The 17,124-nt window shown below is 70.8% G+C and carries 11 protein-coding genes and 1 tRNA gene; 7 read left to right on the top strand and 5 right to left on the bottom strand.

Annotated elements, in window-relative coordinates; translation table 11 throughout:
• Positions 1 to 128 precede the first annotated feature (128 nt).
• On the top strand, positions 129 to 2,453 hold the full coding sequence (locus tag H4696_RS37440) for a chitobiase/beta-hexosaminidase C-terminal domain-containing protein (RefSeq protein ID WP_086858673.1): 2,325 nt from the start codon (positions 129 to 131) through the stop codon (positions 2,451 to 2,453).
• A gap of 56 nt (positions 2,454 to 2,509) precedes the next feature.
• On the opposite strand, the gene H4696_RS37435 is transcribed toward H4696_RS37440, so the two are convergent.
• Entirely contained in the window at positions 2,510 to 3,478 is a 969-nt protein-coding gene (locus tag H4696_RS37435; RefSeq protein WP_086858674.1) for an erythromycin esterase family protein, read from the bottom strand.
• Between the two features lie 29 nt (positions 3,479 to 3,507).
• On the opposite strand from H4696_RS37435, the gene H4696_RS37430 reads away from it, so the two are divergent.
• Entirely contained in the window at positions 3,508 to 4,197 is a 690-nt protein-coding gene (locus H4696_RS37430) for a TioE family transcriptional regulator (protein ID WP_192782746.1), read from the top strand.
• On the opposite strand, the gene H4696_RS37425 is transcribed toward H4696_RS37430, so the two are convergent.
• Positions 4,186 to 5,040: an ion transporter gene (locus H4696_RS37425; RefSeq protein ID WP_086858676.1), complete on the bottom strand. Its 855-nt coding sequence runs from the start codon at positions 5,038 to 5,040 to the stop codon at positions 4,186 to 4,188. The genes H4696_RS37430 and H4696_RS37425 overlap by 12 nt on opposite strands.
• 480 nt (positions 5,041 to 5,520) lie before the next feature.
• Between H4696_RS37425 and H4696_RS37420 the strand changes: the two genes are divergently transcribed.
• Both H4696_RS37420 and H4696_RS37415 read left to right on the top strand, forming a co-directional pair.
• Positions 5,521 to 6,897: an MFS transporter gene (locus H4696_RS37420; protein ID WP_158104294.1), complete on the top strand. Its 1,377-nt coding sequence runs from the start codon at positions 5,521 to 5,523 to the stop codon at positions 6,895 to 6,897.
• 7 nt (positions 6,898 to 6,904) lie between these two features.
• Positions 6,905 to 7,528 (top strand): TetR/AcrR family transcriptional regulator, encoded by a 624-nt coding sequence (locus tag H4696_RS37415; RefSeq protein ID WP_086858678.1) that lies wholly within the window; start codon positions 6,905 to 6,907, stop codon positions 7,526 to 7,528.
• Here the strand turns inward: H4696_RS37415 and H4696_RS37410 are convergent.
• From H4696_RS37410 to H4696_RS37400, 3 genes are all read right to left on the bottom strand, one after another.
• Complete coding sequence (locus H4696_RS37410) at positions 7,525 to 8,382, bottom strand: alpha/beta fold hydrolase (RefSeq protein ID WP_086858679.1); 858 nt, start codon at positions 8,380 to 8,382, stop codon at positions 7,525 to 7,527. The two genes, H4696_RS37415 and H4696_RS37410, sit on opposite strands and share 4 nt — an antisense overlap.
• Positions 8,383 to 8,386: 4 nt before the next feature.
• Positions 8,387 to 10,666, bottom strand: coding sequence for an RCC1 domain-containing protein (locus H4696_RS37405; RefSeq protein WP_086858680.1), 2,280 nt, complete (start codon positions 10,664 to 10,666; stop codon positions 8,387 to 8,389).
• A 578-nt stretch (positions 10,667 to 11,244) separates the two neighbouring features.
• Positions 11,245 to 11,317: transfer RNA gene (locus H4696_RS37400), tRNA-Thr, on the bottom strand.
• Between the two features lie 169 nt (positions 11,318 to 11,486).
• Between H4696_RS37400 and H4696_RS37395 the strand changes: the two genes are divergently transcribed.
• The 3 genes from H4696_RS37395 (at position 11,487) to otsB (ending at position 17,079) form a co-directional block, all read left to right on the top strand.
• The gene (locus H4696_RS37395) at positions 11,487 to 12,986 is read left to right on the top strand and encodes a threonine/serine exporter family protein (protein ID WP_086858681.1); all 1,500 of its coding nucleotides are present in this window, start codon (positions 11,487 to 11,489) and stop codon (positions 12,984 to 12,986) included.
• A gap of 82 nt (positions 12,987 to 13,068) precedes the next feature.
• Positions 13,069 to 14,511 carry an alpha,alpha-trehalose-phosphate synthase (UDP-forming) gene (locus H4696_RS37390; protein WP_086858682.1) on the top strand — a complete coding sequence of 481 codons (1,443 nt, stop codon included), beginning with the start codon at positions 13,069 to 13,071 and terminating at the stop codon, positions 14,509 to 14,511.
• A 36-nt stretch (positions 14,512 to 14,547) separates the two neighbouring features.
• On the top strand, positions 14,548 to 17,079 hold the full coding sequence (otsB, locus tag H4696_RS37385; RefSeq protein ID WP_169734934.1) for a trehalose-phosphatase: 2,532 nt from the start codon (positions 14,548 to 14,550) through the stop codon (positions 17,077 to 17,079).
• Positions 17,080 to 17,124: the final 45 nt, after the last annotated feature.

The raw sequence follows: 17,124 nt of genomic DNA, 5'->3' as shown, positions 1-17,124 counted from the left end.
TTCACCCGTTCGCGTATTGGTCCAGACAAGTGTTACCGAAAAGTGATCGAAGTACCGGTAACCGGGAGCTAATTTGTTGTGACTCACAACGAATGCTCGTGGATCCCCAACGGCGGAGGTGTCACGGCGTGACCCGGACCCTGGACAAGCTACGACGACGCGGCCCGAGGCTCGCGCTCGTCGCATCCGCACTGCTGGTGGCGGCCGGGCTGAGCGCCCCCGCCGCCCTCGCCGCGGACGACTACACGCAGAGCGTCAGCCAGCTCAGCTCGACGCAGGTGCAGCTCAACTTCACCCCGACGACCCCCGCGCTGTACGTGGACGTCCACTACACCGGCGTGCCCGGCCTCGGCCAGCAGAACGTGCGGATGGTCAACGGCTCCGGCACCTGGCGGACCACCGTCGGCGGCCTGAGCACCGGGAACACGCTGGACTACTGGTTCACCTACGAGAAGAGCGGGCCGCAGTACGACACCCCGCACTTCTCCTACACCGTCGGCGGCGGCACGACGACGGTCGCGGCGCCGACGTTCAGCCCGCCCGGTGGCACGTACTCCGCCGCCCAGACGGTGACGATCACCAGCGCCACCTCCGGCGCGACCATCCGGTACACAGTGGACGGTTCGACGCCGACCGCGTCCTCGACGCTCTACAGCGGACCGATCAGCGTGCCGAACTCCCGCACGGTCAACGCGATCGCGCTCAAGTCCGGCTCGGCGAACTCGCCCGTGTCGAGCGCGACCTACACGATCGGCACCCAAGCCGGCTGCCCCACGCAGTCCGACACCCCCAACTTCGGGTCCAACGTGCGGATCTTCGACCCGGGCATGTCCGCAGCGACGATCCAGGCGCAGCTCGACACCGACTTCAACAACCAGAAGGACACGCTGACCGCGCAGATGGCCGACCGGCGCGTCGCCCACCTGTTCAAGCCGGGCACGTACAACGACGTGCACGACAACGTCGGCTTCTACACCTCGGTGGCCGGCCTCGGCCAGAACCCCGGGGACGTGCTGATCAACGGTGACGTCACCGTGGACGCCTTCAACGCCTCCGACAACGGCGTCGCGCTGCAGAACTTCTGGCGCTCGGCGGAGAACATGGCGGTCAACCCCTCCGGCGGCAACGAGCGGTGGGCGGTCGCGCAGGCCGCGCCGTTCCGCCGGATGGACGTCCGCGGCGGGCTGCAGCTGTACCCGGCGAGCTACGGCTACGCCAGCGGCGGCTACATCGCCGACACGAAGGTGGCCGGCCAGGCCGCATCGGTGTCGCAGCAGCAGTGGTACACCCGCGACTCCCAGCTCGGCAGCTGGAACGGTGGTGTCTGGAACATGGTCTTCTCCGGCACCAGCGGCGCGCCGGCGAACACGTTCCCGAACCCGCCGGAGACCACGCTGGCCACGACGCCGGTCTCGCGCGACGTGCCCTACCTCTACATCGACGGCACTGGCAAGTACCGCGTGTTCCTTCCTTCCCTGCGCACCAACGCTTCCGGCCCGAGCTGGGCCAACGGCAGCACGCCGGGCACGTCGGCGCCGATGAGCCAGTTCTACGTCGTCAAGTCCGGCGACACGGCCTCGTCGATCAACAACGCGCTCGCCGCGGGCTGCAACCTGTTCTTCACGCCGGGCGTCTACCACCTCAACCAGACGCTCAACGTGACCAAGGCGAACACGACGATCCTCGGCATCGGCTACCCGACACTGGTGCCGGACAACGGCGTCAACGCGATGCAGGTGTCCGATGTGGACGGCGTGCGGCTCAAGGGCCTGCTCTTCGACGCGGGCACCACGAACTCGCAGGCCCTGCTGACCGTCGGGCAGTCCGGGTCGTCCGCGAGCCACGCGGCGAACCCGACGACGATCCAGGACGTCTTCTTCCGGATCGGCGGCGCGATCGCCGGCAAGGCGACGAACAGCCTGATCGTCAACAGCGCCGACACGATCATCGACCACATCTGGGCGTGGCGGGCCGACCACGGCAACGCGGGCACGTACGGCTGGACCACGAACACCGCCGACACCGGGCTCGTGGTGAACGGCGCGAACGTGCTGGCCACCGGCCTGTTCGTCGAGCACTACCAGAAATACCAGGTGATCTGGAACGGCCAGGGCGGCCGGACCATCTTCTTCCAGAACGAAATGCCCTACGACGTCCCGAACCAGGCGTCGTGGAACGCGCCTTCGGGCGTCGCCGGGTACGCCGCGTACAAGGTCGGGGCGAACGTGACTTCCCACGAGGCCTGGGGTCTCGGGAGTTACTGCTTCTTCGACACGAACCCGGCGGTGTCCAGCTACCACGCGTTCGAGGTGCCGAACACCAGCGGCGTGAAGTTCCACAGCCTGCTGACGGTTTCGCTCAACTACCGCGGCACGATCACGCACGTCATCAACGACGCCGGCGGCGTCACGCCTTCGGGCACGGTGCCGGTCAACGTGGTCAGCTACCCGTAAGCACGGGTGATCGGCGGCCCCCGCACCCCGGCCCGGGTGCGGGGGCCGCCGTGCGTTCAGGCGACGTGCAGCACCGCGTCGGCCCGCTCGAGCAGCTCCCTGGTCAGCGGTGCGTACCGCCGGTCGGCGTCGTCCCGGGTGCGCCCGGCCGGGATCTCGGCGGTCAGCCGCCAAGTCTTCGTTCCGCGTTGCAGCCGGCCTTCATAGGTCTCCGCGGCCGGCTCGCCGAGGCCGAGGGCCTCGCTGTGGCCGAGGCTGCCGGCGATGAAGGCGTACCGGTCGCCGAGCCGCGACGCGACGATCGCGCCGGCGCCGGATCCCAGGTGGCCGTTGTGCGCGAACACCAGGGTCCGGCCGGGCGCCGAAGCGTGGATGTCCAGGAGGTTCCGGGCCATGATCACCGCGCGGGCGCCCGCGAGCCGCGCGATCCTCGTGTCCCGGTCGCCGGGCAGGGCCGACGCCGCGTGGTAGCGCAGCAGGTCGAGCCCGGCGGTGGCGTGGATCCGCGCGCGCTCCCAGCCGGCGGTCTCGGTGCGGGCGTCGAGGGCCGTGAGGAGGTCGTCCGCGATGACGCGCAGCTCGCGGGCCTCGGGTGACGCACCCGGTGAAGCGGCCGGGTCGAGGATCGCTTCGGCGCGGCTCCACCGCTCGTCGTCGCCGGCCAGGGCCGCGATGTCGACGTCGAGTCCCAGGTAGTCGCGGACGTGCTCGAGGTAGCCGCGCGGGCTGGGCGCGCTGAACGTCTCGGTCGGGGCGTCGAAGCCGTGGAAGGCAAGCGGCTCTTCGGCGGTCTCGTTGTACTCGCGAAGCCAGTCGAGCAGCTGCCGGTTGGCGGCCACCTCGCCGAAGCCGTGCGAGAACCCGCCGTCGAGCGCGGCGACGCGGTCGGTCTCCAGCGCGATCGAGCGGAAGCCGCACGCGGTCAGCCGCGCGAAGAGCTCGTTGCGGATCCGCGCGAAGGCCGGTTCGAAGTGGGTCGGCTCGCCGAACGCGAGCAGTTCGGCCGTGAAGTCCGTGACGTCCATGTGGTTGAATCGTATCCTTGAACAGCCGATTGAGACCTGCCGACCTGGCCCGTGAGCACGGCCTGTCCACCCAGGCGGTCCGCAACTACGAGCGCGACGGCTTCCTGCCGCCCGCGTCACGCACGGAAAGCGGCTACCGGGTCTACACCGAGCTGCACGCGACAGCCTTGCGTGCGTTCCTCGCTCTGGTCGCGGCGTACGGGCACGCGACGGCCGGCGGGATCATGACCGCCGTCAACGACGACGACCTCGACCGCGCGCTGACCCTCGTCGACCGCGGCCACGCGCAACTGGCCCGCGACCGCGAAACCCTCAACGCGGTACGCACGGCGATCGGCGACCTGACGAGCGAGCCCGCCCCGACACCCGCCGGGGACGAGTGGTCGATCGGCGAGCTGGCGCACCGGCTCGACGTCACCGCGGCAACCGTGCGGGCGTGGGAGCGCGCCGGGATCCTCGTCCCGGAGCGGAACCGGGCGACCGGGTACCGGGTCTTCCGGGCCACCGACGTCCGCGACGCCGAGCTGGCCCACCTCCTGCGCCGTGGCGGCTACCCGCTGGCGCACATCGCGACGGTCGTCGAGCAGGTCCGCACCGCGGGCGGCACCGAATCGCTGGCCCGCGCGCTGGCGGGCTGGCGGGAACGGCTCACGCGGCGGGGCCTGGCCATGCTCGACGCCGCCGCCCGGCTCGGGGAGTACGTGAAGCTACGGCCGTGACTTCGGGTGCAGGCGGTCGTACTCGAGCGCGGCCGCGTGCTGGGTGCGCACGGGCAGGGACTTTTCCTTGTCCTCGTCGTCGGTGTCGTGCAGGCCGAGCTGCACGGCCAGCCGGATCTGCTCGCGGTTGTCGCGCACGACGGCGGAGAAGAAGTCGTCGATCCGCGGGTCGACGAGGACCTCGAGCAGCACGCGGAACGACGTGTCCACGACGGTCCGCACGATCTCGTCGTGGAACGGGAGCCGCTTCAGCTTCCCGAGCTGCGGGTCCTCGGCGATCTTCTCGGCGATGATCGTGCGCAGTTCGTCCTTGTTGGCGTCGAGCGACTTGGCGAGGTTTTCCGGGTAGTTCCCGGTTTCCAGCACCTTGACGACCTCGTCGAGCACGGCGATGGTCACCGGCTGCTTGATGGCCTTCACGATCGGCTCGGACAGCTTGTCGACGAGCCGGTAGGTGAACTGCTCCCCGACGGCCCGGTCCGCGGCCCGCCCGATCCGGACCAGCAGCAGCACGACGCTGACGAACTTGTGCGCGACCATCGCGGGGTGCGCGACCGGGATCATCGCGAACAGCTCGTACCAGTTGCGCACCAGGAACTTCTTGGCCCACCGGCGTTTCCGCCACCGCCACAGGAACTCGAGGAAGAACACCCCGCAGATCGCGCAGTCGACGTAGAAGATCACCAGCCCGACGTCCCGCGCCGGCGGGCTGAGCACCATGAACCCCAGCAACCCGACCGACCCGGCGGCGAGGATGAGCATGATCCAGTCGTCGGCACGCACGTTCCCGGGCAGGATCCCGCTGTTGAGCTCCGGCTCGCGGGCGTCGCGAAGGGTGGCCATGCCCGATCATGGCACGCACCCGCCCGATCAGCCGCTTCACCACGGGTGCGGCCGGTCGTGAGGGGAACGGTGTTCCGGCGGCCCGGCAGTGGCCACCCTACGCAGCGACCCGGGCGTCTTGAATGACTCATTCAAGACCTCCGAAGACAGCGTCCCGGCAAAGTCGAGCCGGTGCGGATCCGCAGCGCTCCGCCAACGTCTTGAATGAGTCATTCAGGACCTCCGAAGACCTGAATGACTCATTCAAGACGTCAGGCGGGCCGGTCACCGGCGGCGAAGTGGCCGAGCCGCGCGACTTTGCCGGAGCCCTGACCTCCCAAGACCTGAATGAGTCATTCAAGACGCCGGTGCCGCGCACCGCCGTCCCGAAGCCGTCACTTCGGTCACGCTGTCCGAGCCGACGCAGCTAATCAAACAGATGGTTGACACAGTCGACTGTCTGAATGACTATGGGTGCGACCGAGACGAATGGGGGACGAAGTGGAAAAGCACGCACTCAGGTGGTGGGCGCTGGCGGTCGCCGTGCTCGCCGTTCTGGTGGACATGATCGACAACCAGATCGTGGCGGTGGCCCTGCCGACGATCCGGCGCGAGCTCGGCACCGGCGAGTCCGCCCTGCAGTGGGTTTCGGCCGGTTACGCGCTGGGCTTCGCGCTCACGCTGATCACCGGCGGCCGCCTCGGCGACCGGCACGGGACGAAGAAGCTGTTCGTGGCGGGCATGCTCGTGTTCACCGGCGCGTCGCTGGCCGCCGGCCTCGCCGGGCACGTCGGTGTGCTGATCGCCGCGCGCGTTGTGCAGGGCGTCGGCTCCGGCCTGATGGTGCCGCAGGTGTTGTCGTTCATCCACGCGGAATTCGACGAGCGCGAGCGGCCGAAGGCGATGAGCTGGTACGCGGCCGCGTTCCCGGTCGGCGGGCTCGCCGGGCCGCTGCTGGGTGGCGCGCTGACCGAGGCGGACCTGTTCGGCACCGGCTGGCGGGCGATCTTCCTGGTGAACGTCCCCATCGGCGTGCTCGCGCTGCTCGGCGCGCTGGCCACCATGGCCGACCGGCCGGGATTCCTCCGGCACCGCATGGACCCGGTGGGGCTCGCGCTGCTGACCGCCGCGTCGGCCGCCGTCTTCTACCCCCTGGTGCAGGGCCGCGAGCTGGGCTGGCCGATGTGGACGGTCGCACTGCTGGTGGCGGCCGTCCCGCTCTTCGGGGTTTTCGCGCTGCACCAGCGGTTCCAGTTCCGCCGCGGCGGCGAACCCCTGGTCCCGCCGGACCTGCTGCGGCACCTCGCCGGCGGGCAGGCGGTGCTGTTCTGCGTCACCACGGCGACCGGCGTGTTCTTCGTCCTGACCCTGCACCTGCAGCTGGGACTCGGGTTCACGCCGTGGGAAGCGGCGTTGACGTTCGCGCCGTCGACGCTCGGCATCGTCGCGGGCAACGTCCTCGCCATGCGCCTCGCGCCCCGCTTCGGCCGGGCGTTCACCGCGGGCGCCGTCGGCGTCCTGCTCGCCGGGCTGGTGGCGATCGCTTTCCTGGTCGGCGATCCCGCGTTGCGCGGCTGGGAACTGCTGGCCCCGGTGATCGCGGTCGGGCTGGGGATGGGCGCGGTGCTGAACGCGCTGTTCGCCGCGGCGATGGCGGAAGTCCCGCCCGAGCGCGCGGGTGCGGCGTCCGGCGTCGTCAACACGACCGTCCAGCTCGGCACGGCGACCGGGATCGCCTTGTCCGGCACGGTGTTCTTCGCCCGGCTCGACGGCGGGTCGGGCCCGGCGACGGCGGGCGCGCTCGTGGTCAGCGCGGCTGTGCTGGTGCTCTCCCTCATCCTTCTGGTGAACAGAGTCAAGCAGCCGGCTGACGTATAGTCGGGGCGTGACCGCCTCGAAGCCCCGCCGATCGCCGAAGCCCCAAGAGCGGCAACGGGATCCGGAACGCACCCGGCGCCTGATCCTCGAGGCGGCGGGTGCGGAATTCGCGGCGAAGGGCTACGCGGGCGCGCGGATCGCGGCGATCGCGGCGCGGGCCGGGGTGAACCAGCAGCTGATCTCGTACTACTTCGACGGCAAGGAAGGCCTCTACCGGGCGCTGTCGGAGCAGTGGACGCAGCGGCAGGGCGAGCTGGTCTCGCCGGACATGCCACTGTCGGAACAGGTCCGGCGGCTCGCGCTCGAGGCCACGACGGGCCGCGACGGCATGCGGCTGGTGGCGTGGTCCGGGCTGGAATACGAAGGCGCCGAGTCCGACCCCGACCACGGCCCCCGGACCCAGCGCCTGACTCCGACGGTGGCGCGGATCGCGGAGCTGAAGGAAGCGGGCCGCCTGCCGGAGTGGATCGACCCGGCCTGCCTCACGGTGCTGCTGATGTCGGCCGCGATGGCCCCGGTGACGCTGCCGCACGTGGCCGAGGGACTGACCGGGACGGACCCGGCGTCCCCGGAATTCGTGCGGCAGTACGCCGATCAGCTCGCGAAGCTGGTCGAACACCTCGGGGCCTAGCCCGCCAGCACCTCGCGCAGCTTCGCGGCGAAAGCCTCCGGCTTCCCGGCGTAACCGTGCTCCCCGCCCAGGAAACCGCCGTGGTGACTGGGGAAGACGGTCGCTTCCTGCCCCAGCGCCGCGGCCGTGGCGAGGGCGGCGCGGCCGGTCATCTCCTCGATGGACTCCTCGCCGACGCCGATGACGATCCGCGTCGGGGCCGCCGTCAGCGCGGCGAAGTCCGGCCGGTAGGTCGTGACCGCCAGGGAGCGCTCGGACAGCAGCGGGTCGTCGCGGCGGCCGTCGTCTTCGGCAGGCATGCCGAACTGGGCGGGGTCCGCCGGCGGGAGCGCGAAGTAGTCGTCGGTGAACTCGCCCTTCCACGACGCCAGCACCATGAAGGCCGCCATCCCGGCACCGAAACCGTTGGCCTGGTAGGCCTCCCGCATCAGCTCCCCGGCGCGCTCGGCCGCGGCCGCGTCGGGCAGCAACCCGGTCAGCGGCGGTTCGTGGGCGACGAGTGTGACGACGTCTTCCGGGTGCGCCGTGACGAGCGCGAGCGCGGCGACCGCACCCCCGCTGCTGCCGAACACGTCGACCGGACCACCGCCGAGCGCCTGGATCACGGCGTGGAGGTCGCCGGCCTGGACGTCGGGCACGTGGTCCACGCGGCCGTCCTTGCGGACGCTGCGCCCGATCCCGCGCGGGTCGTAGGTGACCACGGTCCGGTCGGGGAAGTGCGAGGCCAGCGTGCCGAAGCCGTCGGCGGCCATGGGCTGCCCGACCAGGAGCAGCGGCCGTCCGGCGGCCGCCGGGCCGTGGACGTCGTAGACGATGGCGGCTTCCGGCGTTTCCAGGGTGTGCGTCGAAGTCATCGAGTCACTCTCCCAGAGCCAGGCCGCTGGCGATGGCCTTCACCCGGCTGAGCCCGGGCACCTGGACCGGAACCGTGGCCCACCACGGGTACGCCGTGACCCCTTGCCCGAGCTCGAGCTCGTGGTTGTCGCCCCAGCCCCAGACGGTGCCGTCGGTCTTGACGGCGTACGCACCGCCGTTGAAGGTCCCGATCGCCTTGGCACCGGTGAGGTCGCGCACCGGGACCGGCACCGCCGACGTGCAGTTCGGCCCGGTGTCCGTCGATTCGCAGCTCACGCCGGTGCCGAGCCGGCCGCGGTCGTTGGCGCCCCACGCGACGACGGTGCCGTCGGACTTCAGCGCGTACGCGGCCGACCCGTTGCCGGTCACGGCGGTGACCCCGGTCAGGCCGCTCACCGGCACCGGGGTGCGGGACAGGCAGCTCGAGGCCGTGCACGCGACGCCGGTGCCGAGCTCGTTGTGGGTGTTGTCGCCCCACGCCCAGACCGTGCCGTCGGTCTTGACGGCGTAGGCGCTGTAGCCGTCGCCGCTGCTGATCGCCTGGACGCCGGTCAGGCCGGAGACGCGCACCGGCGTGGCGGAGCTCGCCGCGGTGGAGCCGTTGCCCAGCTCGCCGCGGGTGTTGCTGCCCCAGGCCCAGACGGTGCCGTCGGACTTCAGCGCGTACGCGGTGTCTCGCGCGGCGGCGATGGCGGTGACCCCGGTGAGGCCGGCGACCTGCACGGGCGCGTCGACGGTCTGCCCCCACTGCCACACGGTGCCGTCGGAGCGCCGGGCGAACCCTTCGGCGTCGCCGGCCGCGATCGCCGTGACCGAGGTGAGCCCGACGACCGGGACCGGCGCGCGCGAGGCGCCGCTGAACCAGCCGTTGCCCAGTTCACCGGTCCAGTTGTGGCCCCAGGCCCGGACGGTGCCGTCGATGCGCAGCGCGTACCCGTGCGAGATGTCGCCGGCGATGGCGACGACGTCGCTCAGCCCGGCCATCGTCTTCGGCGTCCCGATGTACCCGGTGCCCTGCTGCCAGGAGTAGCTGCTCCACGTCGAGACGCACTGGTTGAAGCAGTCGGCGAGCGGCAGGGTGAAGTAGCCGTAGAGGTCGGCCGTCACGTCGACCGTGCCGGCTCGGTTGTGGACGTAGACCGCCCGGTCCGTGTCGTAGGAGGCGCTGACCGCCGGCCCGACTTGGGACACGACGGGCGCGGCCGCCACCGAGATGGTCTGCCCCGGCGCGAGGGACAGGCCGGGGTCGGGCTGGCTGCTCGACGGCAGGTCCCACGCCGTGACGGCGGTGGTCGCGGTGGCCGAGTAGCCGGTCACGTTCAGGGCGACGGCGAGTGCGTTCGAGGGGATCGACGGCTGCAGCCGGTACGCGATGTCGCTGTTCGCGCCGATCTTCCGGGGCGCGCCGTCCCAGGTTCCGAGCCCGGTGCGGCTGTCCAGCACCCGCTCCGGGGCGACCGGGGTGAAGTAGGCGCCGTAGTCGGTGGCGTAGAAGCCGACGAGGTCGGCGTACGACTCGACCTGGCCGGCCAGGTTGTAGAAGTCGATCGACCGGTCCGCGCCGATCTTCACGGTGACCAGGTTCGTCCCCTGCCCACCGGGGTAGGCGGCGACGTTGGCCATGGTCGGCCGCGGCGTGTTGTGCGGGAACACCGTGGCGTAGGTGGCCGCGGACGGGTTGGTCAGCGTCAGGGCGAACGTCACGGCGGTGGCGGTCGCGGGCACCTCGTGGGCCAGGCTCAGCTTGGTCGTGGTGCCGTTCCCGAGCCAGTCGATCAGCAGCCGCGAGGGGCTGACCGGCGTGTACCGCGAGCCCGCGTCGGTCGTGTAGTAGCCGACGATGCTGGCGATGAGGTGGACGGACCCGGCCTCGTTGTAGAAGTCGACGGTCCGATCGGCCCCGACCTGCACGGTGACCTGGTTGGACCGCCGCTTCCCGGCCTGCACCCGCAGGCTGGGCAAGGAGGGCCGCGCCTGCCCGTGCGTGAAGGCGGTGATGGCGGAGTCGGCGGTCGGGCTCTCGGCCCAGAGGTTGACGACCACGGCGGTGGTGTTGGCGGGCGCGACCGAGGCCGCGCTGCCGGTCACGGTGGTCTTCGCCCCCACCGGCCCGACGGGAACCCCGACCCCGCGAACGGTGTCGAGGAACCGCGTCGGCTGCACGGCGGTGAAGCTGGAGGCGGGCGACGTGACGGCCGCAGCGGCCCCGCTCACCCCGATGACGCCCGGGACGAGCGCCGCCACCAGGGCGACGACGAGCGCGAGCGGACGTGACACGGCCATGATTTCCCCCAAGAACCCCCAGAAAGACCTGGCGGGACTCTATGCCGGTTCCGGGAGGACGGGTAGCGGCCGTTCGGCGGATGCCGGGATCAGAACTGCCCGGTCAAGCAGGCGGACGAGACCTGGTAGCAGTCGGCGTACCCGGTGACGTCGTGGCTGTCGTCGATCGCGAAGGCTTCGATGTCCTGGATCCCACCCGCGACCCCGGCGGTCTGGCTGACGGTGCCGATCGAATAGGTCCTGTCGGCCGCCGGGCACAGTCACCACGGACGAATCCTGATTGCCGAAGATCAGCAGGTGGCCGGACTCGCCGCCGTTGACGAAGAGCTTGACGTTGGTCAGGGTGACGGTCTTCAGGGACAAGGACCAGGCCAGGTTCCCCGTGGCGGACACGGCGGTCGCGCCGGCGCCTCCGCGATTCCCACGGCGGTACCGAATCGAGAAATCCCTCGCATGAAAACTTCCTTCGCGGTGAGTGGATGCATCGAAACCACCGCCACCACACCGGGAAGGAACCGCCGGTTTAGCGGCCGCCACGGTGATCACCCGGATGGACCACCGTGCGGGAAAGGAAAAGGAGCCGCCAAGGGGGCTCGAACCCCTGACCTTCTGTTTACAAGACAGATGCTCTACCAGCTGAGCTATAGCGGCCTGGCACCGGAGCGCCAGCCACAGTGTATCGGCCCGCTCCCAAGATCCGCCCGAGAGGCATGATCCCCAGCTCCAGGCCACTATGGAGGAACGTGGTCAACGCCACTGCAACGATCACCACACCGGGGTCGATGGTCCGGGAGGAGCAGAGCGAGGAGGTGGATGGATCATGAAGATCAGCGAGCGCACCAACGGGGGCAGGGCGGCCAGATGGCCCCTGCTCGAGCCGCCCGAACAGCGACCGAAGGTCCACCGGCCGAACCTGCTCAAGCACCGGCCGTGGCACGTGCTCGAGGCGCCCACCGGGGAGCTGCCCGCCGTCGAGGCCGAAGCGGCCATGGGGCCGCAGCTGCCCGACGAGACCACCGTCAACTTCGTGCTCGACCTCTCCCTGCGCATCGGGGAGGTCCAGATGGCGAGCGGGGCCGGTGCCTCGGACGTCACCGCGACCATCCTCGCCATCGCCGGGGCGCTCGGGCTGCCGCACTGCGAGGTCGACGTCATCTTCACGTCGATCACCGTGACCTGCCACCGCGGGACCGAGCTCGCGCCGGTCACCGCGCTGCGCGTGGTGCGGAGCCGGAGCCTCGACTACACGCGGCTGACCGAGACCGAGAAGCTCGTCCGGAAGATCGTGCGCGGGCACATGGGGGCCGAGCAGGCGCAGACCGAGCTCGAGCGGATCACGTCGGCGCCGCACCCCTACCCGCGCTGGACCGCGACGCTGGCCTGGGGCGGGGTCGCCGCCTTCATCACCATCCTGCTCGGCGGCGGGCTCGACATCGCCCTCGTCGCCTTCGTCATCAGCGGGGTCATCGACCGGATCGGCCGGTTCGTGAACCGGTACTCGCTGCCGTTCTTCTTCCAGCAGGTGATCGGCGGCCTGGTCGCGACGCTGTCCGCGATGGCCATCGTGAGCAGCAACATCCTGACCACCGACCGGCCGACGCTCGTGGTCGCCGCCGCCGTCACCGTGCTGCTGTCCGGGCTGTCCACCGTCTCCGCGGTGCAGGACGCCATCACCGGCTATAACGTCACCGCTGCCGGCCGGACGATGGAGACCGCGCTGATGTCGGCCGGCCTGATCGCCGGGGTCGTGCTGGCGCTGCGGATCGCCGTCATGCTCGGGCTGCCGCGGACGCCGCTGCCCGACGTGCCGACGTCGACCGCGCTGCAGCTGCCGATGGTCGTCATCGGCGGGGCCGGTGCCGCCGCCTGCTTCGCGCTCGCGAGCTACTCCAAGATGCGCGCGATGCTGGTCGCGGCGGCCGCCGGGGGCATCGGCGCCGCCGTCTACGGCTCGCTCATGGTGGCCCAGCTGGACGGCGTCAGCTCGTCCGCGATCGCCGCCACGCTGGTCGGGTTCTGCGGTGGCGTGCTCGCGCGACGGCTCGGCGTTACGCCACTGGTGGTCGCCGTGTCCGGGATCACTCCGCTGCTTCCGGGCCTCTCCACCTACCGTGGTCTGTACCAGATCGGGGTCCAGCCGGGCGGCAACATCTCGACGCTCATGACGGCCGTCGCAATCGGGCTTGCGCTGGCAGCGGGCGTGGTACTCGGCGAATGGCTCGCCCAGCCGGTCCGCACCGGCCTGGGCAGGCTGGAGCGGCGGTTCGCCGGACCACGCATGGCTGGTCCGCTCGAACCGACCGAGCGAAGCTTGGAGTAACTCAGCGGTCACCGGCTGTTCATCGCTCACGCGATAGGGTTTCACTCTGGGGCCGCGACCCAGAACGCGAGGAGCAGTCGACGTGGGTGAACCGAAGGAGCACGGGAACCAGGCCGATTTCGTCGTGGTGGCGAACCGGCTACCGGTGGACCTGGAACGCACGACGGACGGCGAACGCCGCTGGACGGCCAGCCCGGGCGGGCTCGTCTCCGCGCTGGAGCCGTTCCTGCGGTCCCGCAAGGGCGCCTGGGTCGGCTGGCCCGGGGTACCGGACGTCGACGTCGAGGAGTTCGACGACGACGGGCTCGTGCTCCACCCGGTTTCGTTGAGCGCCGACGAAGTCCGCGACTACTACGAAGGTTTCTCCAACGCGACCCTCTGGCCGCTCTACCACGACGTCGTCGAGCGCCCGGTGTTCGACCGCGTGTGGTGGAACAGCTACGTCAAGGTGAACCGCCGCTTCGCCCAGGCCAGCGCCGACGTCGCCGCCCCGGGCGCGACCGTGTGGATTCAGGACTACCAGCTGCAGCTGGTGCCGGCGATGCTGCGCGAGCTGAGACCGGACCTGCGCATCGGCTTCTTCCTGCACATCCCGTTCCCGCCGGTCGAGCTGTTCATGCAGATGCCGTGGCGCGCCGCGATCATCCGCGGCCTGACCGGCGCGGACCTCGTCGGCTTCCACCGCCCCGGCGGGGCGCAGAACTTCCTCTGGTTGTGCCGCCAGCTGATCGGCCTCGAGTCGACGCGCGGCGCGGTCGGCGTCCGGTCGCGGCCGGGCACCATGCAGGTCGGCGACCGGACCGTCCGCGTCGGCGCCTTCCCCATCTCGATCGACGCCGCCGGCCTCGACAACCTCGCCCGCACGAAGGGCGTCCAGGAGCGGGCCGCGCAGCTGCGGCGCGACCTCGGCAACCCCAAGACGGTGATCCTCGGCGTCGACCGCCTCGACTACACCAAGGGCATCGACCTGCGGCTGCAGGCGCTGCACGAGCTGCTGCACGAGGGCAGGCTGCAGCCGGACGACGTCACGTTCGTCCAGCTGGCCACCCCGAGCCGCGAGCGCGTCGAGCACTACCAGCGGATGCGCGGCGAGATCGAGCAGATGGTCGGCCGGATCAACGGCGAGTTCGCCCGCGTGGGCCACCCGGTCGTGCACTATTTGCACCAATCCGTGGACCGCACCGAGCTGGCCGCGTTCTTCTCCGCCGCGGACGTCATGGTCGTGACGCCGCTGCGTGACGGCATGAACCTCGTGTGCAAGGAATACGTCGCCGCCCGCCACGACCTGGGCGGGGCGCTCGTGCTGTCCGAGTTCGCCGGCGCGGCCGCCGAGCTCTCTAGCGCATTCCTCGTGAACCCCCACGACCTGGACGGGGTGAAGGACGCGCTAGTGGCTGCCATTACCCTCGACCCGGCAGAGGGCCGTCGCCGGATGCGCGCCATGCGTCGCCAGGTCCTCACGCACGATGTCGATCGTTGGGCGCGCTCTTTCCTACAGGCTTTGGGTGCCGAAGCGGTCGATTGACCCGAACGACCACGCACGAGCTCCTGAGGAGGAGTGTTGACTGCCGAGGCCCTGCCCGCCGAGCTGCGGCGTGCGATCGTCCAGATCGCCCGCACGCCGCGCCTGCTGGTCGCTTGCGACTACGACGGCACGCTGGCACCCATCACCCTCAACCCGGACGAGGCACGCCCGCTGCCCGAGTCCGTGGGCGCCCTCAGATCGCTCGCCGGTCTGCACGAGACCACCACCGCGGTCATCTCGGGCCGGGCGCTGCGCGACCTCGCCACGCTGTCGCGGCTCCCGTCCGAGGTGAACCTCGTCGGCAGCCACGGCTCGGAGTTCGACATCGGCTTCATCCACGCCCTCGACGAGAAGGCGCGTGAGCTGCACCGGCGGCTCGAAGCCGAGCTCGAGCAGCTGGTGCTGGACGTCCCGGGCGTGTCGCTGGAGGTCAAGCCGGCGAGCATCGCGGTGCACGTGCGCCGCGCCGAGCACGAGGCCGGGCGCCGCGTGCTGGCCGCCGTCCACTCCGGACCGTCCACGTGGGAAGGCGTGTCCACCACCGACGGCAAGGAGGTCGTCGAGCTCGCGGTCGTCCAGACGGACAAGGGCCGCGCGCTGGACATCCTGCGCCACCAGGTGGGGGCGACCGCGGCGATCTTCCTCGGCGACGACGTCACCGACGAGAAGGCCTTCGCCCGGCTCTCCGGCCCGGACCTGGGCATCAAGGTCGGTGACGGCGAGACCTTGGCCGGCTACCGCGTCCCGGACACCGTGGACGTCGCCCTGGTGCTGGCGTTCATGCTGGAGGAGCGCCGGAACTGGTTGTACGGCGAGTCCGCCCCGCCGATCGAGCGGCTGTCGATGCTGGCCAACGAGCGGTCGGTCGCGCTGGTCACGCCGGACGCGAAGCTGACCTGGCTGTGCCACCCCGGGCCGGACGCGCCCGCCGTGTTCGCCGACCTGCTCGGCGGCGAAGGGGCCGGCCACTTCTCCATCAAGCCGCACCGCAACGGCCTGCCGCTCGGCCAGCGCTACCTGCCGAACACGATGACGGTGGAGACGCGCTGGTCGCGCCTGCTCGTCACCGACTACCTCGAGCCGGAGAGCCCGCAGCACCGCACGGACCTGGTCCGCGTGATCTCGGGCGAGGCCGCGGCGAGCGTCAAGTTCGCGCCGCGCCCCGAGTTCGGCGGGGTGCCGGTGAAGCTGGAGGTCACCGACGGCGGGGTCCGCGTGCTCGGCACGTCGGAGCCGTTCGTGCTCTATTCGCCGGGCGTCGAGTGGACCATCACCTCCGACGGCCTGCACGACACCGCGACCGCGCTGGTGCAGCCGACGCCGACCCAGCCGGTCGTGCTCGAACTGCGGTGCGGCACCACGGACCTCGGCCCGCACGAACTGTCCGAAGTGGAGCGACGCGACCGCGCCGGCCGCTACTGGAGCGAGTGGACGTCGAAGCTGCAGCTGCCGAAGGTCCAGACCGATCTGGTGCTGCGCTCGGCGCTGACGCTGCGCGGCCTGGTCAACACCGACACCGGCGGAGTGCTCGCGGCGGCGACGTCGTCACTGCCGGAGGAGATCGGCGGCGTCCGCAACTGGGACTACCGCTACTGCTGGATCCGCGACGCGGCGATGACCGTGCGGGAGCTCGTGCACCTGGGCTCGATCGAGGAGGCCGAGGGCTACCTGCGCTGGCTGCACGGCGTGCTCGCGACGCTGGCCGGCCCGGAGCGGCTGCACCCGCTCTACACCTTGGCGGGCAGCGTGATCGGCGCCGAAGCGGTGATCGAGTCGCTGCCCGGGTACGCCGGTTCCCGCCCGGTCCGTGTCGGCAACCTGGCGAACCACCAGGTCCAGCTGGACGTCTTCGGCCCGGTCGTCGAGCTGGTCGGCACCCTGGCCGCGGCGCGCGGTGACCTGCGCGACGAGGACTGGCAGCTGGTCCGCGCGATGGCGGAAGCCGTGACGCGGCGCTGGAACGAGCCGGATCACGGGATCTGGGAGGAGCGGCACGTGCCGCGCCACCGGGTCTACTCGCGGGTCATGTGCTGGGTGACGATCGACCGCGCGGTCAAGCTGGGCGAGCAGTACGGCCGGGGCGTGCCCGGCGCGTGGCCCACCTTGCGCGACGAGATCAAGAACGACGTCCTCGAGCACGGCTGGAACGACGAGGTCCAGGCGTTCACCACCGCCTACGACGGCACGGACCTGGACGCGGCGTCGCTGTTCGTCGGGCTCACCGGGCTGATCGACCCGGCCGACGAGCGCTTCCAGCACACGGTGACCGCGATCGAGGCGGAGCTGCGCAGTGGGTCCACTGTGTACCGTTACCGCCGCGACGACGGTCTCCCGGGTGGTGAGGGCGGTTTCCACATCTGCGCGGCGTGGCTGATCGAGGCGTACCTGCTCACCGGGCGGCGCACCGAAGCCCAGGAGCTGTTCGACCAGATCGTCGCGGCGGCCGGCCCGACGGGCCTGCTGCCGGAGCAGTACGACCCGATCGCGGAACGGTCCCTCGGCAACCACCCGCAGGCCTATTCCCACATCGGGCTCATCCGGTGCGCCAACTTGCTGGCGGCGAGTTAGCCCTTTCGGTCCGAATCTCCGTGAAGGCCACCTTGAGGAAGCACA

Source organism: Amycolatopsis lexingtonensis (assembly GCF_014873755.1).
GTDB lineage: Bacteria > Actinomycetota > Actinomycetes > Mycobacteriales > Pseudonocardiaceae > Amycolatopsis > Amycolatopsis lexingtonensis.
This window is presented reverse-complemented; position numbering and strand designations above follow the sequence as displayed.